The following is a 21427-nucleotide window of genomic DNA, read 5'->3' on the forward strand; positions in this document are numbered from 1 at the left end:
TGTAATGAAAATATGAGCTAGGAAAACGTCAATCACGTAGACTGACCAAAAGAGATATAGGGCTAGACCCTATAGAAAAATCTACTTGACCTAGAAGTAGGGAAAGGCATAACCGCAGGAGCAGGTGCAATTTGCAACCAGCCGCTGTGAGAGATTTGCGATATGATTTGTGCCTTTTTCATTCTTTGACCATACAAAACTGAATGGATTCGCAATCAATTCCAAGTATTATTGTGAAAAAAATCAAGGATAAGATAGAAAATTGAATGATTCTCCATATTTGCCTTGAGATTATTGCAAATCTTTTATTTACAAATAGGGTCTGAATTCTATTTGCTAAAACTAAACTTGACCTGACATTTCTTTTAGCGCAAATACAAAATGATCCAAATCCTTTTCTGAAGTGTAGAGATTGGGGCAAATCCTGCATCCCCTTACACCCACACTATCAATTCCGACGGTATAAATTTGGTATTTTTTCATCAGGGTTTCTGCCATTTCCTTCGGGGTCATCGCGGTGAGCCCGACGTTGCCTATTCCGCAGGATCTTGCTGGGTCCGCAGGAGTGTTGACTTCAATGCCTGGTAGATTTCTCACTTGATCCGACCAATACCGCTGTAAGTATCGAAGCCGGTCTTCTTTTCGCTTAGTGCCAATTTTATCCTGAAAATCTATGGCATCAATTACTGCAAGGTCAGTGGCCACCGGATGTGTACCGATATGATTTAAGTATCCTATGGTTTCCAGTTTCAGGTCGAAAGGAGCCAAAAGAGGCTCTAGTTTTGCTATTCTGTTGTTTTTGACATAAAGCATTCCACAACCTAGAGGTACCGAAAGCCATTTGTGAAGGCTTGAGCCATAGTAGTCCACATCCAGCTCGCTAATATTAAAATCAAAATGTCCTACCGCATGGGCTCCGTCCACCATGACTTCCACTCCATAAGAATGCGCCATTTGAGCTATTTTTTTCACAGGTAAAATATGACCAGTGATATTCACGATATGAGGCACCATCAGCAACTTAGTTTTGGGAGTGATGACTTTTTCGTAGGCATTCACTACTTCTTCATCATTTTCCGGGTGCATTGGGATGTCGATGCGATTAATTTTGATGCCACTGCGTTTAGCTTGCAAATCAAACATGGAAAGCATACTGCCATAATCTTGATTGCTTGCCACAGCTTCGTCACCAGGTTTCCAAGGGTAACCAGAAATCACCAGGTCTAATGACTCTGTGGTATTTCTGGTCAACACCAATTCCTCTGGACTAACACCGACCAATTTACTCAAGCGCTCCACACTTTTCGCCTTATTTTCCCATTGAACAGTCCGCATGTAATAAGAGGCTTGATAGTTTACCTCACGAATATGAGCAATGTATTTTTCAAGCGTTTCTTCGGGCAAAAAGCAATAATAACCGTTCTCAAGATTCACATAGTCCGGTTTGAGTCTATAGGAAGCCCGAATTTGTTGCCAAAGATCGTTTGAGGAAAAATCTAGATGATCCAAGGTCGAAAAAGGACTTGCTTTGGCTTGTAGGAAAGATCCTGTACCTAAACCGAGTACTGCCAGATTTTTGAGGAAGGAGCGCTTTTTCATTGCGAAGTATTATAGGATGAAACTCAAAATAAACACGATCACCAGAAGAATAGCCACCCATGTGATCCAGGGTGATCGTTGTGGAAATTCAAATTTGCAGATGGGACAAATTTTTTCCTTTTCGTCAATCTCCATGGCGCAGGAGGGGCATTCTTTGGTTTTCAAGGTTTTGTTGAACTCTTTGGGTAGAAAATCTATTTCATCATAAGTAAAGAATTTTGACATGAAAATAGAAATATGGTCGGATGTAGTTTGTCCATTTTGCTACATCGGTAAACGAAAATTAGAAAAGTCATTGGCTCAGATGCCATTTGCAGATCAGGTGCAGATTGAGTGGAAAAGCTTTCAGCTGAATCCAGATCAAAAAACCGATCCAAGTGTGAGCACTTTGGAGCATCTTGCCCAATCCAAAGGTTGGTCTATGGATCAAACACGCCAAATAACAGAAAATGTGATGGAGATGGCCAAAGCAGAAGGCTTGGATTTTGATTTTGAAAAAGCTGTCGTTGCCAATACTAGAAATGCACATCGCTTGATTCACCTGGCCAAGAAAAGTGGAAAAGGAAATGAGATGAAAGAGCATTTGCTTTCAGCTTATTTCTCCGAAGGAAAAAATGTAGATGATTTTGATACTTTAGTAGAATTGGGTATTGCGATAGGACTAGATTCAAAATCTATAATAACCATGCTGGAGTCCAGTGCCTTTGATCAGGAAGTGGACGAAGATATTTATGAATCTAGACAGATTGGGGTGAGAGGTGTTCCGTTTTTTGTCTTAGATAGAAAGTATGGAATCTCAGGAGCTCAGCCTGATCAGGTGTTTAATGAGTCTTTGACAAAAGCATGGGCTGAATACCAAAAGGCAAACCCTTCACTTGAGATTTTATCTAGCCAAAATGGAGATGCCTGTGATATAGATGGAGATTGTTAGTTTAGTCAATTAGTCCATTCTTTGATTTCATTCCTGTATCTCTTCAATTTTTATTTCTTTAAGCAAAAATTCGCCTGATTCAGAATAAAGGCTTAACATAAAAGATTTCTCCCCTTCATCAGATTCAAAATTGTCGCTAAAGGTAACCCAGTCTTCGTGCTTTTCCTGTGTTCTCGAAATGGGCGGATTGCCATTAGTTCCAGCTAAGGTACTACTTCTAACCATGGTTTTAGGGTTCGACCAAAATGAGTATAAAATGAGCGGATTAGCAGTTTCATTTTTCATGGTTACAGATAATCGATACTTCTTTCCTTGGTCAATTTCAGCCTTACCTCTAAGTGAAAACTCATCACCAACTTGAATTTTATAGTACTCTTCTTGATTCTCCTTTTCTGAAATTTTATGAATTTCGTTTTTCTCATCTGCAGCAAGTGTGAGCATTAGATTGAGATCATTTGTTGTTATCAGATTGGATAATTCGTGATTTTCTACGATCTCAGAGCAACTAGAAATCAGTAAAAGCAGAGTAATTCCGATCGTGATGATTTTTACAAAACCCCATTTACTTTTTAACATTCTAGAAACTATTTAATTAATTGATTCTAAGATTACTCAAATCTTAGAATTTGAAATAGCTTATTACATCCTCAAGTTTTCCATTTCAAGTTGCGGAGCGAATGGTTGCTCATAGTATCGCTTACCTGTTGCTTTATACAAAGAGTTGGCCACGGCAGCAAAAACAGGAGGGAAGAGTGGCTCTCCTAATCCTGTAGGATCCTCATTGTTTTGTACAAAATGCACCTCGATTTTCTTCGGCGCTTCTTTTTGACGAATCATTCGATAGGTATCAAAGTTGCTTTTTGTAGGCTGGCCATTTTCAAAAGCCATTTCTCCAAAAAATGCATTTCCAATTCCATCAACAATCGCTCCTTCCCCCATATTGGCAGCTGCATCTGGGTTGATCACAATCCCACAATCCACAGCAGCATAGACGTTTTCTACAACAGGCTGATTATTTTTTATCACCGTATCTACTACTTCAGCTACATAAGAATTGTGGCAGAAATAGGCAGAAACCCCTCGATGTACATTTTCAGATGAGTTTCCCCAGTTAGATTTTTCCTTTACTAATTTCAAAACTCCTGCATAGCGCTTTGCATCATAATCATTTCTCTCACCGACAGGGTTGGTTTCGGCTCGTTTCAAAAGTTCTAGACGGAATTCGATGGGATCTTTACCCATTTCTTCAGCCAGCTCATCCAAGAAGGATTGCTCGGCCCCTGCGATAAAATTTGATCGTGGCGCTCGAAATGCTCCAATGGTGATGTTGGATTCGATTTCCCAACCTTCAGCCAAATAATTGTCAATTGATCCTGCAGGAAATCTATTCGCATAAACTGGAGACTCTGGTATTCCACCTCCTTTGACGTGGATGGCCAAAAGTTCATTGTTTTCGTCTAGGGCAGCTCGATACGTTGCAGAATAGGTAGGTCTATAAACCCCAGAAGTCATGTCGTCTTCTCGGGTGTAAACCATTTTCACTGGTTTCTGAATTTTTTGAGAAATCAAAGCAGCTTCGGTCATATGATGGCTGTAAGCTCTTCTACCAAATCCTCCTCCCATACGAGCGAGATTGATCTGAATTTTCTCTTCAGGGATTCCCAAACTACTCGAAAGCGTTTGCCTGATCAATTCTGGAGCCTGGGTAGGTCCGTAAATTATAGCTTGATCTCCTTTCACATCCGCGAAGCAATTCATGGGTTCCATGGTATTGTGTGCCAAAAATGGAGCTGAATAGGTTCTTTCTAGAACTTTAGCCGCCTTCTTGAACGCACCTTCAGGATCTCCATCTCTTCTCAATACATTTCCAGGTTTTTGGATATACGCAGCCATTTGCTCCTTATGAGTTCTGGTGTTTTCAAGACCTGAAGGAACTTTAATGGCCATGGCATTCCCACCTCTTCCAGCCATTGGGAATGTGGATTCAGGAGCTTTTTCCCACTCCACATTTAACGCTTTTTTGGCTTGCATCACTTCCCAAGTTGAATTGCCAACAATGGCTACAATCTCAGGAAATGTCGTGGTATCAAAAAAATTCCGATTATAATCTTCTTTAAAAATTGAAATCGAAAAAACATCATCAATCCCTGGCAAAGCACTTACCGAAGACTTATCAAATGATTTAAGTTTCATTCCAAAAGCAGGAGGGTGCACGATGGCGGCATATTTCATCCCTTCTACCTTGTGATCAATTCCAAACATGGGTTGACCCGTCACGATATTCTTTCCATCCACATTCTTTTTCGAGGTGCCGATGATTTTGAAGTCTTTGATATCTTTCAAAGCAACTTCCTCGGGTACTTCTAAAGTACCTGCCAAAGAGGCCATTTCCCCATAATTGGCTTTTTTCCCTGATGCTGCATGTTCTATAACTCCTGCCGAAGTCGTGATTTCTCCAGCAGGTACTTGCCATGTCTGGGCCGCTGCTAAAACCAAGAGTTGGCGAGCTGTGGCTCCTGCAGTTCGTAGCGGCAGCCATCCCTGTCGAATTCCTTGACTTCCTCCGGTAAATTGTCGGTCGTATCTCTCAGGATAAAAATCAGCTTGCTCCACAAAGACATTTTTCCAGTCCGTGTCAAGCTCTTCAGCCAAAATCATCGGCATGGAGGTTTTTACATTGGAGCCAAATTCAGGGTTTGGAGAGAAAAGTGTTACTGCTCCATTTTCACCTATTTTGATGTAACTGTTCAGCTCAAACCATTCTTTTGGCATGCCCAACGTTTCCTTTGCCGTGGGTTTACATCCCGCTAGCCAGCTAAAGCTTAGCATCATTCCTCCTCCAGCCAGAGCAGAGACTTTCAAAAAGGATCGGCGATCTAGTTTGTTGTTTATTTTAGTCATGATTTTTTTGGCTTAGCTTTTTTGCGCTGCAGTCTTGATAGCAGCCTTGATTCTCAAATAGGTTCCACAACGACAAATATTTCCGTTCATGGCATTTTCGATTTCTTCGTCGCTTGGATTCGGGTTATCTTTTAAAAATGCGGCTGCATTCATAATCTGACCAGCCTGACAATATCCACATTGAGGAACGTCATGTTCGATCCAAGCTTGCTGCAGGGGATGATCACCATTTTTAGAAAGACCTTCGATCGTGGTTATTTTGGCTCCTTCTGCCGACGAGACAGGAAGTGAGCAAGACCTTACAGCTGTCCCATCTAAATGAATGGTGCAGGCGCCACACTGAGCAATACCACAACCGAACTTTGTGCCGACTAAATTGAGGTGATCACGCAAAACCCATAAAACTGGTGTGTTGGGGTCTACATCCACTTGTTGGGACTTTCCATTAATGTTGAGGGTATATTGTGCCATATTGATTGTATTTGAAAATTAAATTTAAATAATTTTAGGTTCGATTGCTTACGAAATTCAAATAAAAGCCTCTGATAGTCAGGCTATCTACGGTGAAAAGGACCAATGAACATCAGGTCTTCAGTTGATTAATGTAAGGTTGATCTGTAAATCGTTTTCCCGTAGCTCTGTAAAGCGAGTTTGCCAAAGCCGCAAAGACTGGGGGATAGGCAGGTTCACCTAGACCGGTTGGATCAACAGTATTTTCTACAAAATAGGTATCGATTCGCTTAGGAGCTTCTGGCATTCGGATCATTCGATACCCGTCAAAATTTACTGCGCTTGGTTTGCCTTCATTAAACTTCATCTCACCAAAAAGCGCCGTTCCTATTGCGTCCACTACAGCACCTTCACAGAGATTTTTTGCTGCATCAGGATTAATTACAATTCCACAATCCAATACACTGATGACTCGATCTATTTGAACAATACCGTCCGTAACCTGAGCATCTAATGCTATGGCTGCATAACTATTATGGCAGAAATAGGCAGAAATTCCTCGAAAATTGCCTGATTTTACCGAGTTTTCGTTTGTCTTTGCTTTCAGTAATTCCAGGACTTTAATGAATCGATCAGCGTCGTAATCATTATTCTCCCCGACTGGATTACTCTTTGCTTTTTTAAGCAGATCGAGTCTGAAATCGATTGGGTCTTTGTCAGAAGCTTCCGCTATTTCATCCAGAAAGGATTGCTCTACTGCGGCCATGAAATTGGATCTTGGGGCACGGAAAGAGCCCGTGGTGATATTGGATGGAACTTCCCAGCCTTCTGCCAAATAATTGTTTACTGCACCTGCTGGAAAACGATCAGGGTAGATGGGGTTTTCGGGTAAGCCACCTGCATTGACATGAAATCCTATCAACTCATTATTGGAATCTAAGGCAGCACGGTAAGCCGCCTGATATCTAGATCTATAAATGCCTCCAGACATATCGTCTTCTCGCGTGTAGATTAACTTGATTGGAGCATTCATTTTTTGGGAAATCACTGCTGCTTCTATTAACCAATGCGCATAAGATCTTCTACCATAACCTCCGCCTAGTCTAGTCATTCCTATTTCTATATTTTCAATAGGAATACCAAGACGGATAGAGAGTGCCTGCTCTGTAAGCTCAGGTTTTTGTAGAGGTCCTGCGCATTCTACGCGGTCTCCTTGTACATGAGCGAAAAAGTTCATTGGCTCCATACAGTTATGCGCCAAAAATGGGCCTGTATAGGTTTGCTCAATTATTTTGGCTGCCTGATTAAAGGCGTTTTTAGGATCTCCGTCCTTTCTTATTTCTTGCGGCGAGGCTGCCGCTTGATTCATTTTATTCTTTTGGCTTTCCTCGCTTTCTAGACCTTCGGGAACGATTCGGCTTTCCGGTCTTCCAAACCTATCTCGCTTTTCAATATATCCTGGATGGACCTCCCATTCAGCAGTTATGGCTTTTTTAGCTTGCATCACTTGCCAGGTGCTTTCTCCAACTATAGCAATCAGGTCTGTAAATTGTGCCGTATCAAAAAAGGTTCGAGCATATTCATCTTGTAAAGACTTAATCTGAAAAACATCCAGAATTCCATCCATCTGTTTTGCTTGATTTGCATCAAAGCTTTTTAATCTCAACCCAATAGCGGGTGGATGTATAATCATAGAATAGCGCATACCTTCTTTTTGGTAATCTATTCCAAAAAGAGGCTTACCCGTCACGATTTTCTCCAAGTCCACATTCTTTTTGGAGGTACCGATAATTTTGAAATCTTTGATTTCTTTTAAGGGAACATCTTCTGGTACTGGCATGGTCGCAGCAAGAGAAGCCATCTCGCCATAGTGGGCCTTTCTATTACTTATTTGATGAACCAAAACACCTGGTTCCGTCGAAATTTCAGATTCAGGCACATTCCAAGTTTGAGCTGCTGCCAAAATCAAAAGTTGTCTTGCTGTAGCACCCGCCGTTCGCAGAGCGGTCCATCCAAGTCGGATGGCTTGGCTTCCTCCAATAAACTGACGTGTAAAATTCTCAGTGTCTAGGGGAGCTTGTTCTACAATAACTTTAGCCCAATCAGCATCTAATTCTTCCGCAACAATCATGGGCATGGAGGTCTTGATATTTTGCCCCCCCTCTGGATTAGGTGACATTAAGGTAATAAGTCCATTTTCACCAATGCTGATATACCCATTCACTCGAAACCATTCCTTAGGCATGGTCATTAATTCTTCGGCAGTGGGTTTACAACCTGCAAGCCAGCTAAAACTTAGCATTAACCCGCCACCTGCAAGTGCAGAAGCTTTTAAAAATGATCTTCTGCTTAGTTTAGATTGGGAAGTACTCATGAGATCAATTTATTTTTTCAACCTATTAAGTTACTCAAGAAATTTTAGATAGGCCTTTAATCAATAGTCTTGAGTGACAAATCATTCAACCATTTTTTAACTTCTTCCTGAGCTTGCCTTTCTTTTTCTCCTTCCATCACAAATAGAATCCCATCTCTTTCAATACCTCCTTTTATCGAAAATCCTTTCAGAATGGTACTTTTTGGACATAGTTCCTTCACTTTATCAAAGCTACTTCCAACTCCATATCCCGCATTTGTATTGAAGGGGATGATTGTTTTTCCACTTAAATCTGAGGAGGATAGAAAGCTTTTCATAGGAGGGGGGAGTTGCATTCCCCATGTTGGAAAGCCTATGAAAACAATATCATAGGAAGCCAAATCTTCGATTTCGGTCTTCAATGGCGGCAAAAAACCTGTATCATTTTCCTTGCTAACTTGAGCTACGATAGCTTGGTAATTTTCTGGATAAGGATCAATTAATTCCAACTCCACTAAATCACCTCCGACTTCAGCTTTGATCATTTCCGCAACTGCTTTTGTGTTTTTAGTCCTTGTAAGATAAACAATGAGAATCCTGTCTGTAGCAAGTTCATTTCGACCGAATTCAATCATTGGCCGAGATTGACTATTGCAACTCAAGGCGCTGAAAAGGAGAACAAAAAGCAGACAGTATTTCATTCGCTTGTTGAATTGTTCCTATGATCTAAGAATCATTCGATGTCTAAGAAACTAAAGTAGAAAGCTGTTGACTTTATCGGTCACCAGGTCCCATCAATTTGGTAAAAGAGAGTGAGCCTAATTTCCAACCATCGGCTTTTTTAATGTAAACTTCTGTGACTTCAAAGGGATTAGTGACTTCATTTCCGCCTACCTCAGCCAATAGAGTAATTCGATTCAATAAAATAGCTGTGTTATCAATGATTTCTACTGAAACCTCATGGATATCGGCTTTCTTATACCAGATTCCACCACTTCTGATAATATTGACTTCTCGCTCTTTTCCCCAAGATCCCCCCATATGAACGAAGACGGATTTGTCATCAAATAGCTCAGCGAGTTTATCAGCATCTTTATCAGCCATCCATTGCCACTTTGCTTTTGAAAGCGCCTTTATTTCCTCTTTTAATGATTCTTCTTGGGCAAAACCAAAATGTGTCATTAATAAAAGAATAGAGAAAATCGAAGTAAATTTTTTCATGGAAATAAATCTCTTAATGTTCAATCTCATGTGTATCCCTTACACTACTAAATGTGAAAACGAGCATTTTCCAATCATCTCCCTGCTTTTGATACACTTCGGTAACAGTAAATTCATTTTCTACATCATTTCCTCTTACAAATGCAGTCAGCGTAATTCTATTCCAGACTACAGCTGTATTTCCTGAAATTTCGATCGCTGTATCATGTACCTCTGCATTTTTGTACCAAATACTTCCGGTTTCTATGATTTCCATTTCACGATCTTTTTTCCAGCTTCCACTCATGTGGACGAATTTTGCCTTATCATCAAACAATTTTTCAAGCTTTGCCACATCCTTGTCGGCCATCCATTGCCACTTGTCCATGGATAGTTTTTTGATTTCCTTTTCAGTTTCTGATTCTTGAGCTTGCACAAAAGCGATAGAAATTGAGAATAGGAATACTAATGTAAATAACCTTTTCATGTTGTCTAGTTTATGTTTAGACCATAAATTTAATTAGCCTTTGATTCAATAACTTACATAAATCAAACAAAGTACGTGAGTGGGAGAGTCGTTTCTTGTAAAGTAGAGACTCTGGAGAATGAAGTTAGAAAATCACAATTGCCTTCATTATCCTTTAATAAAAATAAAAAAAGCTGACCCGTGTGAGTCAGCTTTCGTTAATTGGTTCTTTTAAGTCTTATTGAGGAAGCAAAACAGCGTCAATAACGTGTACTACGCCATTTGAACCCGCAAGATCAGCCGCAACAACGTTAGCACCATTGATTGATACTTTACCGTCTACAATGCTTACTGTCAAAGTCTGACCATTAAGAGTGGTAACAACTTGTCCATCGCTTAAATCTCCAGACATTACATTTCCAGATACTACGTGAAAAGTCAAGACACCTGTAAGAGCATCCTTGTTCTCTGGCTTCAAAAGGTCTTCTACTGTTCCTTCTGGCAAAGCTGCAAAAGCAGCGTTGGTTGGAGCAAAGACAGTAAATGGTCCATCACCACTTAAAGTTCCAGCCAATTCAGCAGCCTGAACAGCCGCTACAAGAGTGGTATGGTCTGGAGAACCTACAGCGATATCAACTACTGTGTTGGAAACGACCGGTGTTTCTTCGACTACTTCCATTACTTCTTCAGTAGTTTCTTCTTTAGGTGCACTGCAAGCAGTCCATAAGCTCACTGCGAACAGCATAATTACTAAGGATAAAGATTTGATGTTTTTCATTTTTGATTGGTTTTGATATTCGCTACTGAAACAAGAACAGATCGTCATTGTTTAGAAAAATTTTTATCTCAAATTCAAATGATGCTGATACCCTTGAAAGAGGTATTATAGAGATGAAATAATTTAAGGCTTATAAAATTTGTCAAACCAAAATTTAGTGTAAAGGCTTGATTTTGAGATAAATTAAAAAGAGTGGGTGCCAATTTTTTCTTTTTAATGATATAGAATTACTTCAATTGAAGAAAAGTAAAATAGAAATCTGGTCAAATATCTGTGTTTCTGGATTTTATTTTCGGTCTGAGTTTTGATACAGATTTTATACTTAACACAAACTGACCCGAAATGACAGAATCTATACTACTAGATCTGACCAAAAAGAAATTTGAAATTTGGCAGAATCAAGACAAAGAACAGCTTCAAAAATTTTTTGATGAACACGGTTTATTTTTTGATCTGGATGGACAAGTTGAAACTAAAGGACAAATTGCTGAAAAAATGATATCTGATAAATGTGTCCTCAGAGGAGCCAATTATCAAAAAACCATAGCCAGGGTTTATGGTAATTCTGCTGTGGTTCATGGAGAAGGTGAGTTTTCGCTTAGTATAAAAGGGGAGCTCAAGGCCTTTCTGCTAAGTTTTCTTGATGTCTGGATGGAACGCGAGGATGGATGGAAATTGGTTTCCACACATTATAGCTTGGCGAATTAATATAAGCGTCTCCAGTTCCTAGATTAGAGCCCATGGGCTGTCAATATTTGGAAAGTATAAGTATTCATTTGAATATCGTTCCTTTAATGTTTTACCATTTTAGAAATTTGTAAGGAATGAAGACGATCGGATAAAAGCTCCTTACTTTTTGATTCCGAAAAATTTTCTTTGGCTTTTGCTATCAAAAATTATTGGCCAGAAGCATCAAGGGTGACTTCCTAAGGGGTTTAAGCCCAGCTTATGATTTTGCAAATAGCTATCAAAAACAATAAACTAGAGCATGGAAAAATCAGAATCTTTAGAAGAATTCTACAAGAGAAAGTTTAATTGGCTCCCAGAAGACTTAAAAAAGGGGATTGGCCATGTGAATATCTTTCGGATACAACCTGATTTTGATAGCCCCGGAAAATCAATTCCCTATCGGCGACGAGATTTTTACAAACTCATGCTTGTAAAAGGACAAAGCCGAGTTCATTATGCGGATCGGGTTTATGAAGTGAAAAAACAAGCACTTTCATTTTCTAACCCCATGGTACCGTATAAATGGGATTCCAATCATGCGCAATTAGAAGGAGTTTACTGCATCTTTAACCCACACTTCTTTGTTGATTTTGCCAATATTCAACGCTATGAAGTGTTCCAACCCAATGGAACGCATGTTTTCGAACTTACTGATGAAGAGGCTTTTGAAGTAGAAAATATTTTTGAAAAAATAGAGACTGAATTTAACTCCGAATACAAGTATAAATTTGATGTGATCCGAAATCAGCTCATGGAGCTTGTTCATTTTGGGATGAAACTTCAGCCAGCAAATCTGCAAATTGAACATAAGGGTAATGCTTCTCTGCGCATAACTTCTATCTTTTTGGAATTGCTTGAACGACAATTTCCTATTGATCAGAGTCATAAATCAATTTCAATTAGAACTCCGGCAGATTTTGCAGCCCAGCTAAATGTCCATGTGAATCACCTCAATCGTGCGGTCAAAGAGATGACAGAGAAAACAACCAGTCAATTGATAGCAGATCGAATCCTAAAAGAGGCAAAGATACTGTTGCGAAATAGTCCTTGGAATGTCTCAGAGATTGCCTATTCTTTAGGATTTTCAGAGGTTCCTCATTTCAATAATTTTTTCAAAAAGCACACCGCAAAGAGTCCCACTCAGTATAGAAAAGGAAACTAAAAGGCAAACTCGAATAGACCTTGATATTTTTACCAAACTCCCCTTACCTTCATTTTTAAGGTATATACAGCATCCGTTGCCGTAATAAACAAAGTTCGTCGATCTAGTGCACCAAAGACCACATTGGCAGTCCATTTAGAAGGAACAGCAATATGTGCAATTTGATCACCTTTTTTGTTGAAAACTGTGACCCCGTCTCCAGTAAGGTAGACATTGCCTTTTTCATCTGTGGTCATACCATCGGAACCCATTTCACAGAATAAGGTCTTATTGATCAAATATCCGTCTTCACGGATATCGTATTTATAGGTCTTTTTAGCACCAATATCTGCTACGTAGAGTGTTTTACCATCCGGCGTACCCACGATTCCATTTGGCTTTACCAAGTCTTCGTCTACTCTAAAAAGCTGTGCCCCATCTTCGGAAAGGAAGTAAACATGTTCTCCGTCTTGTTGCATTTCCGGATCACGCTCCCAATAGGGACGTGCATAAAGTGGATCAGTAAAATACAGGCCGCCCTTAGGCACCACCCAGATGTCATTGGGTCCGTTAAGTTTTACCCCTTTGAAAGAAGAAACGAGTACCTTTTCTTTCTTACCATCTCTGCTTATCGCCCAAAGCTCATTGTTTTCATCCGCAGCGGCGATGAGTGTTCCATCCAACTTGAAGTACAACCCATTAGCCCTTCCGGTATTTTCCATAAAAGGCCTGATTTCATTAGGGCCTGCCGCCCACATGTAGATTTTGTCATTAGGTTGATCTGTGAAAAAGACATCGCCCATGCGATTGACAGCTGGACCTTCCGTGAAGGAAAAACCATCTTGAACTTTCACTAATTCTGCATTTTTGGCAACAATCGCTTTTCCGCCTTCTATTTGAGCAAAAGCTCCAAAAGAAAGACAAAGAAGCAGGGCTATGGATAAGGTGATTTTTTGCATATACTATTTTCTATTCATTGCATAAACTAACACATTCAAATCGGCACTATAAGCCATTCGAGTGATATTTTCATGAGTTTCACTGGGTAATGTAGCAAGTAAGGTCCATTCATTTTTACGAACATCACGAATAAATACTTGATCTCCTCGACCCATCAAGATATGGTTTTTATCTACCCAAATAAAATCAGAAGAACCCATCAATGCTGAACCGAATGGTGTTTTTTGTTTACTTTTGAGATCGTATACATTTACGGTACTCGGATCACCTTCATTCGAGGAGTTCCTTAGATAGCCCATCTGAGATGTTTTTGGACGTAGTTTTACTGATCTTCCTATATTTTCATCAAGTTCCCAGATGTCTTCGCGTCCATTGGCATAGACCAGTGAATTGGGTTCGCCTAGGACAAACATTGCAGCTTTATTGTCATACCAATCGTAATAGCCCACGGGCTCGATATCATCATAAAGAAGCTCTGCCGGTTCAAAATTGGTAGGATAAAGCCAAAGTCGCTGCCGCTTATCTGCTTCCATTACCACAGCAGCAATGTACTGTCCGCAATCTGTGATACTTGGGGAAAATTCACTTCGATCATCCGTCTTGCTCAGGTTGGTGAATTTTTGATTCTCAAAGTTGTAGACAATAATGTCGTGGTTTCCTTTTTCATCTGCAGCAGAAAAAACAAGCTGGTATTCATTGATAAAACTTGGCTGTGAATCGTATTCTTTACGATCTGTGAGTTGCTTGACAGTTTCAGTAAGCAGCTGAAGTTTCCCGCCTTTGGCAGCAGTATTTACTACAAAGAGGTCGGGATTATTTTGGCTAAAAGCCGAAAAAACCAGAAAATACAGAGCAATTGGCAGTAAGTGATTGATTTTCATTTAAAACGCTTTACGGTCAACCAAATTACAAAAACTCGGTTACATAGGAGTGGATAAATTAAGCTTATATACAAACGGAAATCTTGATGCGCTTCGAGATAGAACTGATCCACTTGCTGATCAGGCCGTTGTGGCGCTGATTCAAAACCCGGAGCTCAATTCGATAATGAATTCTTGGGATCAAATTCCTGGGGATTTACCCCAAGATTGGCCTTTGGAGTTGCTTAATTTCTTGAATTTCTATCAAGAAATTGAAAGCAAAGCTCCCGTAGCCCTTTTGAAAAATGGGCAGAAATTTTTTCAGGAAAAAGGTGATTTGTATTTGGCTATGCTCGGCTTTTATTCATTGCCGTATTGCTATGCTTTTGCAGATGGGGCAGAGGTTTTAGTTCGTTCCAATCGGATCGTAAATCAAATCGGAGAGCGACTTGGAGAGACTGGTAGCTTTTTGCTTGAGTTGTTTCGACCAGGAGCTTTTTTTACTAATAGGGTGGCTTATTGGACTTGTGCTAAGGTTCGCTTGATCCATGCCTTCAGTCGATATTTCGTGGAGCGATATGCACGTGATTGGAATCCCGACTTTGGGAAACCCATCAATCAGGAAGACCTGATAGGAACTAATCTTGCTTTTAGCCTTATGGTTCTTCGCGGTTTTCGCAAGATGGGAATCAACTTATCCACTCAAGAATCTACGACTGTATTAAATTACTGGCACTGGGTAGGGCAGTTGATGGGCTTGGAGGTGCAGTTTTGGCCGGTCACTGCGAAAGAGGCCTTCGAATTGGAGCGTTTGATCCGAAAGCGCCATTTGAAATATTCTGAGGCAGGACATACCTTGATTTCCGCCTTGATAAAATTTTATGAAGATTCTATTCCAGATCCTGTACTTTCAAAGCAAGCAGAGAGCATTGTTTCATTTTTTGTGGGCGAAGAGGCTTCCAAAGCCTTGGGCTTGAATCAAACTTTATCCATTCAGGGAAACTTGCTCGGGTTACTGTTTCGGTTTACCGGTTTTCAGACGTATGGAGGTAAAAAAGATTTTCGCTCAATCGAAAATCAGTTTCGAGCAAATCAATTGGAACAATTTGGTAAAGTGCTACAAGTACAGTTGCCTAGCTTAAATCGTTCATAATCGTACACTTTTTTGTACGTTTCTCACACAAGTATTCTGTTAAATAGCCTTAAATAATCTTAAAAGGCACATTTTTGCATATGGCATTCTTTTGGCACTTTTGGTAGCAATGAAAGAAATTACCAACTGGCTACAAAGAGTACCACTGGAGCTGATCTTTTGGATAGGAAGTTTGATTTCTATCCTTATGATCAACCCAGACTCAAGTACACACTTTACCCTGTGTCCTTTGAGTCAATTAGGGTTCGAGTGGTGCCCAGGATGTGGTTTGGGAAGGTCGATGAACTTACTAGCTAGAGGTCATTTGGCTGAATCCTGGTCCATGCATCAACTCGCAATGCTAGCGTATGTGGTAATCTTTTCCAGAATTTGGACACTAATTAAAAACCTTAAACACACACACAACTATGGCTAATGTATTGAGACACCTTCCTGAGCTGGAAGGAATGGAACTGGGATATATCCAGGGATTGATGAAAACGATGAATGAAGACCAAGCATCTTTATTTGCACAGGTTTACCGAGCAAAACGTAAGGACTCTCAAATGATTCTCATTCTGACCTTGATTGGATTCTTTGGCTTTGCAGGATTGCATCGATTTATCCTCGGACAGATCGGGTTGGGTATTTTATATTTCCTTACCGTGGGTCTTTGCTTTATCGGTACCATTGTGGATTTGGTAAACTATAAGAGTTTGGCTTATGAATACAACATTCGAGTAGCAAATGAGACGATCAACTTGCTTTCGATGAGTTTTCCTGAAGACTCAGGAAATAATTCAGGTCAAACTTCGTAATAGATATATTGAAGACTAAACCAACTTGGGCCGGCGATTTCGTCGACCCTTTTTATTACCAATCGTCGGAATCATCGCCTGTAGAACCTGATTCTTTGGTAAAGACAAAAATATCTCCATAGAGTTGTTCACCTTCTGGTGAAAGAGTGACTTGGAAAGAGGTGATTTTTTTATACAAATCTTCCAAGGCTTCGAAACTTGCCTGAGGAACGTGAAATGGAAGTGGGTAAAGGCTGTCATCATTTTTCTCAAAAGGGGGTAAAACTTCAGAGTCAAATAGATAAGGCCAAAGTGTTTTCCCACAACTAATTCCCCATCTGGTCATCGCAAAGTCTGTTGAATATCGATTTAAGCGCTCATTGATTTCCTCAAAAAATAGCTTGGTACTTTCTAACCTAACTCGTGAACCTGCCCTTGATTTTCCCTTGGTTTTCAAGTGTTTAATTTGACTTTTGCCCTGCTTCTTGCGCACCATGTATGCTCTGAACACTTTATGGTCGATTAAAACCCCATTGTGGAAACAGCCTGAAACAGCCTGTCCAGCTTTAATCACTAGCATCCCAAAGTAAAAATCATCGATCGTTTGAATTCCTGTGGCTATGTCAAAGGATTGATCAATAGGCAAATAGATTCGACCAAGTGATTCTTGATCCTTCCAAAATTCAATCCTATGCTTTTTGGACTGATACTCATAGGAAAATTCGGGTCTCCCCAATCTTTCAATTAGTTGATCAAATTGACTTTTACTTATTGATTGAAGATTGCCAGAAGGGATCACGAGTGGTTTATTTCGGGTATATTTGTACAAATTAACTCAAAAATTATGGATGAGAAGCTAGTAGCCTATTTAGAGAAAATGATTGATCCTGATGAAAAGGAGGCATACTACTTTGCTGATAAGCTAGGGGAAAAAGCAGATGAAGAAGTAAAGGACAAATTATTAGTCTTACTTCGAGGAGATCATTGGGAACATGCCTATTTAGCATCTCGCGCCTTAGCTAAAAGTCCTTTCAAAGAGGAAGGGTTAGAAGCTACGATAGAGGCTGTCTTTGATAAAAAATTTAAGAGTGTACAGGGAGCATTCGCTCAGGTACTTGAATTGTACAATCTGGAATTCAAATTCGTGGACATTTTGAAAATCTATCTTTTTGGAAATTTCAAAGCTTCCCAACTCGCTGAAGGCTATCTCAACGAAGTGGAATTTGATATTTCTCCACGAACCATTAGAAAAGCAGAAAAGCATTGGAATCATTATTTGCACAATCCCGAGGATGACGGCAGCCTTCAAATCAAAAAGGATTTCGTTGAACCTATCTTGTTGGAAATGAAGGATTTATTCTCTGAATAAAACACAACAATAGAATTTTTTTGCTGTTTATATTATGTGCGGCAAATTGATTTAATACATAGACAAGCAGATTTCTTCGGAGACTTTGGGTTTTCCTTAGACCCAAAATTGCTTGTGTTTAAAAAAGCCATACCTAAAGGTGCTCAGTTGATTTTTATCCATTATACGCCCTACAGCGATGGGGCCTATTTGGAATACAATCTGGGAATTCGGATAGATGAAGTGGAATATATGATTCACAAATTTCTTCCCTCCATGCACGGCTATTCCGACAATTCGGTGACTTTGGTGCAAACGCTGGATAAAATCGGTAAAGAACTCCCCAAGCGTTTTTTTGTAGAAAATGATGGAAGCCTGGCTAGAGTGTTGATGAGCGTTGAGAAGTTTTTTGTTTCAAATGGATTTGCCTGGCTAGATCAAATGAGTGATCCATTGAATCTTGAGAAGGCTTTTGCTGGTCGAAAGGAGCGCAAGTTTAAAACCCAAAATTTCATCTATAATGCCTTTCGAGGGACGGCATTGAGCAAACTTTATAAGCCCGAGGATTACCCAATTTTGCGTGAAACCTATCTTGGATTAGTCAAGCAAAATAGCGCCACACCCTTCAATATTGCTTCGTATTTGAAGTTTTTGAATTATCTCGACGAAGATTTCACCCATGATTCTTCTTTTTGACTCCGCGAACAGCCTGTGCGGTAAGTGGATTTTCCGGCCATTCGTGTTTGGGATATCGACTACGTAATTCTTTACGCACTTCGAAATATCCATTAGCCCAAAAGCTTTTTAAATCTTGAGTTAATTGCACAGGTTTATAGCCAGGAGAGAGTAATTGAATCAAAAGTTTGATCTTACCTTGATTTACAGTTGGAGTTTCCAACAAACCAAAGGTCTCCTGTAGCCTTACGGAAAGGAGTGGAGTGCTCCCATCATCTTTATATTCGATTCGAATTAATGAAGAAGAAGGCACTTCAAGCTTTTCTGGTGCCAATTCATTTAATTCATTTTGAAGTCCAAAGTCCAATGAGTGATAAAGAATATTCGAGAGATCTAACTTGAGCAGATCCTCATTTTTACGAATATCAGAAAGGTATGGACTCAACCAATCTTCTATGTTACTTAGAAGGTTTTCCTGACTCCAGTTTGGCCATTTGTTGTCTTTATTCCAGATTCGAAGGGATTGAACGCGGTACATTAACTGCAAGACTTTTTCGTCCCAATTCAACATGAACTGGCCTTCGTTTCGGAGTACCTTAATTAAAGCTTCATGGATTTGATCATGTTTGAGATCCTTGAGGGGTCGTTTTCCAAGAATTATCGCCCCAATCCGTAATTCAGTTTCAGCAATGAGTCCATTCCCTTTTCGATCCCAACGAACTATCTCCGTGGATTTAAGCATTGGCATAAGATCCTTGGGATTAATTGGAGCAGCAAGCCAAATTTTGCCCAGTCCTTCTCGAGCATCCACATGAGCCACAGCCAACCACGATTCATGGGCAAGATCATCTTTGTGACCTATTTGAGCAATGCTGCCATTGGCCAGCTGAAATTGCGCATTATTCCCTGGACGGGCCGAAGCAATACGCTCTGGATAAGCATAAGCCAATAAAATACCCGTTTGCCAAGGGTCGAACGGATCATTGTTTTCCTTCACTTGCATCATCTTTCTATAGATGCCGGCGACCTGATCGATCCGCTTGATTCGAGGAATAGCTACACCATCTTTTCTGTAACGGCGAAGTGCCTCTATGCGCAAATTAATATCAACACCTGCCTCCTTGGGCAATGGATCACGCTCCTCCAAAATTGCTGCTAAGTCAGTTGCTAAAGTTAAAGCTCCTATTTTTTCAGCTTCAAGAAGTAAATGAGCAATTCGTGGATGGCATGGTAGTCTATGAACTTCCTTGCCGTGTGAGGTTAATTTCCCGGCCTCCAAGGCCTCTAAACTTTCCAAAGTAGATTGTGCTGAAATCAAGCTTTTCTTGGGAGGAGGAGTGAGCCAGGCCATTCCTTCAATATCCTCTTTTCCCCAAGCAGCCATATCCAGCACCATGGGTGTCAAATCCGCTTCTTGGAGTTCCGCAGGCCGATATGGGATTAGGTTTTGCTGTGTGGCCTTCGTCCAAAGCCGGAAGCTTTGACCGGCAGTCAGTCTTCCAGCTCTTCCTGATCTTTGATCTGCAGAATCGGCACTAATTCTGTGCAAAACCAATCTGGAAAGACCGCTTTTTGGATCATATTTCGAGGATTTGGCATAACCTGAATCCACGACAACTTTGATACCTTCTATTGTGAGAGAGGTCTCAGCGATGTCTGTGGATAGTACTATTTTTCTGCGGTTGGACGGATCAGGAAATATGGCCTTTTGCTGTGCACCATATGGGAGTTGACCATATAGCGGAAAAATGGCATAATCAGGAAACCTATTCCTAAGGATTTTTTCAGCTTCCTTAATTTCTCCCTGTCCAGGGAGGAAAGCAAGAATATCTCCTTCCGTCTTTTCAGCTATAGTTACGATTTGCCTTGCCGTGTCTTGACCAATGGCGTAAGTATCCACCTCATTGGAGTGGTGTACTTCTACGGGATATTGTCGACCCTCACTGAGTATTACTTCGGCATCAATCAGCTTAGAAAGCGATTCTGTATCTATAGTCGCCGACATAAGCAGGAGTCGGAGATCTGGCCTGAGAATGTCTTGAATTTCTCGACAGAGCGCCAAACCTACATCTGAGTGCAAATTTCGCTCGTGGAATTCATCAAAAATCACCAAGCCTATTTCTTCTAAGGCATTATCAGAATGGATCATACGCGTGAGAATTCCTTCTGTAATGACTTCAATTTTGGTTTTTTCAGAGACCATTTGCTCGAAACGAATCCGGAATCCGATTTCATCGCCAAGCTTGGTGGCCGTCATATCTGACATTCGCCTAGCGATGCTTTTGGTAGCCAGTCTTCTCGGCTCGAGCATAAGAATTTTCTTTCCTTTCAGCCACTCCTCTTCCACCAAACTCAAAGGTAAAAGTGTGCTTTTTCCTGCTCCAGGAGGTGCTTGTATGATGGCAGTACTACGACTTCGGAGTGTATTTTTTACTTTTTGGATCACCTCAGCTGCCGGAAGATCGAAAGAGTAAGGGTCAAAGTTTTTGAAAAATGGCATGGACAAAATTAGGGCTTATCCTTCACTAGAAGGTACATAACAAAAAAAATCCACAAGGTTTACCTTGTGGATTCTTCTCAAATTGAGTTGGATTACTTTGAAAGCTTAGCTGAAGCTTTACCGTATTCCCAACGAAGTTCGAAGCTGTCGGCTTTCACTTCATAAACTAGACGCTCTTCCATAGTGGAAGTCTGCTGAGAAGGTACATTCACGCGAAGTACATCTTTGCTTGAGTCATAATTCATGGATCCCCACTGCTCAGCTACTGAGTTGAAAATCAAGGTAGATTCGTACTCACCTGGGATCACGAAAAAGGAGTAAGTTCCGGCTGGAAGCTTTTGTCCTTCTACCATAATATCAGAGGTAGTGGTGAATGTTGTTGCTTCGTTGGCCCCAGCTCTCCATACCTGACCTAGTGGTACGAGATCACCCCAAATCATTCTACCTTTTACAGCGGGAGAAGAATAATTGATGGTGATTTTAGCATCTCCAACTGTTCCTTCAGCGGTTTTGGCTGGACTGGCTTTTTCTTGCGCAAATGCCGCTAGGGCAAAAAAGCTCATTAAGGCGAGCGAAAAGATGGTTTTTTTGAAATTCATAATTTTAG

General features: G+C 40.4%; 23 protein-coding genes. 8 read left to right on the plus strand and 15 right to left on the minus strand.

All coding sequences use genetic code 11. From position 1 onward, the window contains the following. Nucleotides 1-342: 342 nt before the first annotated feature. Both ACFOSV_RS13160 and ACFOSV_RS13165 read right to left on the minus strand, forming a co-directional pair. Nucleotides 343-1599 carry an aminotransferase class V-fold PLP-dependent enzyme gene (locus ACFOSV_RS13160; protein WP_377906477.1) on the minus strand — a complete coding sequence of 419 codons (1257 nt, stop codon included), beginning with the start codon at nt 1597-1599 and terminating at the stop codon, nt 343-345. Nucleotides 1600-1608: 9 nt separating this feature from the next. Beyond that, nucleotides 1609-1824 (minus strand): hypothetical protein, encoded by a 216-nt coding sequence (locus ACFOSV_RS13165; protein ID WP_377906478.1) that lies wholly within the window; start codon nt 1822-1824, stop codon nt 1609-1611. Between ACFOSV_RS13165 and ACFOSV_RS13170 the strand changes: the two genes are divergently transcribed. Further along, the gene (locus ACFOSV_RS13170; RefSeq protein WP_377906479.1) at nt 1823-2530 is read left to right on the plus strand and encodes a DsbA family oxidoreductase; all 708 of its coding nucleotides are present in this window, start codon (nt 1823-1825) and stop codon (nt 2528-2530) included. The genes ACFOSV_RS13165 and ACFOSV_RS13170 overlap by 2 nt on opposite strands. Before the next feature lie 27 nt (nt 2531-2557). Here the strand turns inward: ACFOSV_RS13170 and ACFOSV_RS13175 are convergent, their stop codons facing one another. The 8 genes from ACFOSV_RS13175 to ACFOSV_RS13210 form a co-directional block, all read right to left on the minus strand. Beyond that, nucleotides 2558-2971 carry a hypothetical protein gene (locus tag ACFOSV_RS13175; RefSeq protein ID WP_377906480.1) on the minus strand — a complete coding sequence of 138 codons (414 nt, stop codon included), beginning with the start codon at nt 2969-2971 and terminating at the stop codon, nt 2558-2560. Nucleotides 2972-3169: 198 nt separating this feature from the next. Beyond that, nucleotides 3170-5431 carry a xanthine dehydrogenase family protein molybdopterin-binding subunit gene (locus tag ACFOSV_RS13180; protein ID WP_377906481.1) on the minus strand — a complete coding sequence of 754 codons (2262 nt, stop codon included), beginning with the start codon at nt 5429-5431 and terminating at the stop codon, nt 3170-3172. 12 nt (nt 5432-5443) lie between these two features. Further along, complete coding sequence (locus tag ACFOSV_RS13185) at nt 5444-5902, minus strand: (2Fe-2S)-binding protein (protein WP_377906483.1); 459 nt, start codon at nt 5900-5902, stop codon at nt 5444-5446. 112 nt (nt 5903-6014) lie between these two features. Beyond that, nucleotides 6015-8255, minus strand: a complete 2241-nt coding sequence (locus ACFOSV_RS13190) for a molybdopterin cofactor-binding domain-containing protein (protein WP_377906484.1) — start codon at nt 8253-8255, stop codon at nt 6015-6017. Between the two features lie 56 nt (nt 8256-8311). Next, nucleotides 8312-8869 carry a flavodoxin family protein gene (locus ACFOSV_RS13195; protein ID WP_377906485.1) on the minus strand — a complete coding sequence of 186 codons (558 nt, stop codon included), beginning with the start codon at nt 8867-8869 and terminating at the stop codon, nt 8312-8314. Between the two features lie 139 nt (nt 8870-9008). After that, nucleotides 9009-9455 (minus strand): nuclear transport factor 2 family protein, encoded by a 447-nt coding sequence (locus tag ACFOSV_RS13200; RefSeq protein WP_377906486.1) that lies wholly within the window; start codon nt 9453-9455, stop codon nt 9009-9011. Between the two features lie 13 nt (nt 9456-9468). Beyond that, nucleotides 9469-9921, minus strand: a complete 453-nt coding sequence (locus tag ACFOSV_RS13205; RefSeq protein ID WP_377906487.1) for a nuclear transport factor 2 family protein — start codon at nt 9919-9921, stop codon at nt 9469-9471. A 217-nt stretch (nt 9922-10138) separates the two neighbouring features. Continuing rightward, a complete protein-coding gene (locus tag ACFOSV_RS13210; protein ID WP_377906488.1) occupies nt 10139-10645 on the minus strand; it encodes a fasciclin domain-containing protein in 507 nt (168 codons plus the stop codon). A gap of 375 nt (nt 10646-11020) precedes the next feature. Between ACFOSV_RS13210 and ACFOSV_RS13215 the strand changes: the two genes are divergently transcribed. Together ACFOSV_RS13215 and ACFOSV_RS13220 are read left to right on the plus strand one after the other, a co-directional pair. Beyond that, nucleotides 11021-11386 carry a nuclear transport factor 2 family protein gene (locus ACFOSV_RS13215; protein WP_377906489.1) on the plus strand — a complete coding sequence of 122 codons (366 nt, stop codon included), beginning with the start codon at nt 11021-11023 and terminating at the stop codon, nt 11384-11386. A 280-nt stretch (nt 11387-11666) separates the two neighbouring features. Then, nucleotides 11667-12569 carry a helix-turn-helix domain-containing protein gene (locus ACFOSV_RS13220; protein ID WP_377906490.1) on the plus strand — a complete coding sequence of 301 codons (903 nt, stop codon included), beginning with the start codon at nt 11667-11669 and terminating at the stop codon, nt 12567-12569. A gap of 29 nt (nt 12570-12598) precedes the next feature. Here the strand turns inward: ACFOSV_RS13220 and ACFOSV_RS13225 are convergent, their stop codons facing one another. Together ACFOSV_RS13225 and ACFOSV_RS13230 are read right to left on the minus strand one after the other, a co-directional pair. Next, nucleotides 12599-13507, minus strand: a complete 909-nt coding sequence (locus tag ACFOSV_RS13225; protein WP_377906491.1) for an SMP-30/gluconolactonase/LRE family protein — start codon at nt 13505-13507, stop codon at nt 12599-12601. Nucleotides 13508-13510: 3 nt separating this feature from the next. Then, the gene (locus ACFOSV_RS13230; protein ID WP_377906492.1) at nt 13511-14389 is read right to left on the minus strand and encodes a TolB family protein; all 879 of its coding nucleotides are present in this window, start codon (nt 14387-14389) and stop codon (nt 13511-13513) included. Between the two features lie 49 nt (nt 14390-14438). Here ACFOSV_RS13230 and ACFOSV_RS13235 point away from each other — a divergent pair, with 49 nt between their 5' ends. The 3 genes from ACFOSV_RS13235 (at nt 14439) to ACFOSV_RS13245 (ending at nt 16318) form a co-directional block, all read left to right on the plus strand. Then, a complete protein-coding gene (locus ACFOSV_RS13235) occupies nt 14439-15521 on the plus strand; it encodes an oxygenase MpaB family protein (RefSeq protein ID WP_377906493.1) in 1083 nt (360 codons plus the stop codon). 109 nt (nt 15522-15630) lie between these two features. Further along, entirely contained in the window at nt 15631-15936 is a 306-nt protein-coding gene (locus ACFOSV_RS13240) for a DUF2752 domain-containing protein (protein ID WP_377906494.1), read from the plus strand. Then, nucleotides 15929-16318: a TM2 domain-containing protein gene (locus ACFOSV_RS13245; protein ID WP_377906495.1), complete on the plus strand. Its 390-nt coding sequence runs from the start codon at nt 15929-15931 to the stop codon at nt 16316-16318. The genes ACFOSV_RS13240 and ACFOSV_RS13245 overlap by 8 nt, the downstream gene beginning before the upstream one ends. 55 nt (nt 16319-16373) lie before the next feature. Here the strand turns inward: ACFOSV_RS13245 and ACFOSV_RS13250 are convergent, their stop codons facing one another. After that, entirely contained in the window at nt 16374-17033 is a 660-nt protein-coding gene (locus ACFOSV_RS13250) for a hypothetical protein (protein WP_377906496.1), read from the minus strand. A 108-nt stretch (nt 17034-17141) separates the two neighbouring features. On the opposite strand from ACFOSV_RS13250, the gene ACFOSV_RS13255 reads away from it, so the two are divergent. Both ACFOSV_RS13255 and ACFOSV_RS13260 read left to right on the plus strand, forming a co-directional pair. After that, nucleotides 17142-17666: a HEAT repeat domain-containing protein gene (locus ACFOSV_RS13255; RefSeq protein ID WP_377906497.1), complete on the plus strand. Its 525-nt coding sequence runs from the start codon at nt 17142-17144 to the stop codon at nt 17664-17666. Between the two features lie 36 nt (nt 17667-17702). Then, on the plus strand, nt 17703-18341 hold the full coding sequence (locus tag ACFOSV_RS13260) for a hypothetical protein (protein WP_377906498.1): 639 nt from the start codon (nt 17703-17705) through the stop codon (nt 18339-18341). Here ACFOSV_RS13260 and hrpB read toward each other — a convergent pair. Together hrpB and ACFOSV_RS13270 are read right to left on the minus strand one after the other, a co-directional pair. Continuing rightward, nucleotides 18319-20820 carry an ATP-dependent helicase HrpB gene (gene hrpB, locus ACFOSV_RS13265; RefSeq protein ID WP_377906499.1) on the minus strand — a complete coding sequence of 834 codons (2502 nt, stop codon included), beginning with the start codon at nt 20818-20820 and terminating at the stop codon, nt 18319-18321. The two genes, ACFOSV_RS13260 and hrpB, sit on opposite strands and share 23 nt — an antisense overlap. 92 nt (nt 20821-20912) lie before the next feature. Next, a complete protein-coding gene (locus ACFOSV_RS13270) occupies nt 20913-21419 on the minus strand; it encodes a DUF2911 domain-containing protein (RefSeq protein WP_377906500.1) in 507 nt (168 codons plus the stop codon). Nucleotides 21420-21427: the final 8 nt, after the last annotated feature.

It is taken from the genome of Algoriphagus namhaensis (assembly GCF_042649705.1).
Lineage (GTDB): Bacteria > Bacteroidota > Bacteroidia > Cytophagales > Cyclobacteriaceae > Algoriphagus > Algoriphagus namhaensis.

Bases quoted from the DNA above. Each gene is read 5' to 3' on its own strand.
- ACFOSV_RS13160 (WP_377906477.1), bottom strand. From the start codon at position 1,599: ATGAAAAAGCGCTCCTTCCTCAAAAATCTGGCAGTACTCGGTTTAGGT.
- ACFOSV_RS13170 (WP_377906479.1), top strand. From the start codon at position 1,823: ATGAAAATAGAAATATGGTCGGATGTAGTTTGTCCATTTTGCTACATC.
- ACFOSV_RS13165 (WP_377906478.1), bottom strand. From the start codon at position 1,824: ATGTCAAAATTCTTTACTTATGATGAAATAGATTTTCTACCCAAAGAG.
- ACFOSV_RS13175 (WP_377906480.1), bottom strand. From the start codon at position 2,971: ATGCTCACACTTGCTGCAGATGAGAAAAACGAAATTCATAAAATTTCA.
- ACFOSV_RS13180 (WP_377906481.1), bottom strand. From the start codon at position 5,431: ATGACTAAAATAAACAACAAACTAGATCGCCGATCCTTTTTGAAAGTC.
- ACFOSV_RS13185 (WP_377906483.1), bottom strand. From the start codon at position 5,902: ATGGCACAATATACCCTCAACATTAATGGAAAGTCCCAACAAGTGGAT.
- ACFOSV_RS13190 (WP_377906484.1), bottom strand. From the start codon at position 8,255: ATGAGTACTTCCCAATCTAAACTAAGCAGAAGATCATTTTTAAAAGCT.
- ACFOSV_RS13195 (WP_377906485.1), bottom strand. From the start codon at position 8,869: ATGATTGAATTCGGTCGAAATGAACTTGCTACAGACAGGATTCTCATT.
- ACFOSV_RS13200 (WP_377906486.1), bottom strand. From the start codon at position 9,455: ATGAAAAAATTTACTTCGATTTTCTCTATTCTTTTATTAATGACACAT.
- ACFOSV_RS13205 (WP_377906487.1), bottom strand. From the start codon at position 9,921: ATGAAAAGGTTATTTACATTAGTATTCCTATTCTCAATTTCTATCGCT.
- ACFOSV_RS13210 (WP_377906488.1), bottom strand. From the start codon at position 10,645: ATGCTGTTCGCAGTGAGCTTATGGACTGCTTGCAGTGCACCTAAAGAA.
- ACFOSV_RS13215 (WP_377906489.1), top strand. From the start codon at position 11,021: ATGACAGAATCTATACTACTAGATCTGACCAAAAAGAAATTTGAAATT.
- ACFOSV_RS13220 (WP_377906490.1), top strand. From the start codon at position 11,667: ATGGAAAAATCAGAATCTTTAGAAGAATTCTACAAGAGAAAGTTTAAT.
- ACFOSV_RS13225 (WP_377906491.1), bottom strand. From the start codon at position 13,507: ATGCAAAAAATCACCTTATCCATAGCCCTGCTTCTTTGTCTTTCTTTT.
- ACFOSV_RS13230 (WP_377906492.1), bottom strand. From the start codon at position 14,389: ATGAAAATCAATCACTTACTGCCAATTGCTCTGTATTTTCTGGTTTTT.
- ACFOSV_RS13240 (WP_377906494.1), top strand. From the start codon at position 15,631: ATGAAAGAAATTACCAACTGGCTACAAAGAGTACCACTGGAGCTGATC.
- ACFOSV_RS13245 (WP_377906495.1), top strand. From the start codon at position 15,929: ATGGCTAATGTATTGAGACACCTTCCTGAGCTGGAAGGAATGGAACTG.
- ACFOSV_RS13255 (WP_377906497.1), top strand. From the start codon at position 17,142: ATGGATGAGAAGCTAGTAGCCTATTTAGAGAAAATGATTGATCCTGAT.
- hrpB (WP_377906499.1), bottom strand. From the start codon at position 20,820: ATGCCATTTTTCAAAAACTTTGACCCTTACTCTTTCGATCTTCCGGCA.
- ACFOSV_RS13270 (WP_377906500.1), bottom strand. From the start codon at position 21,419: ATGAATTTCAAAAAAACCATCTTTTCGCTCGCCTTAATGAGCTTTTTT.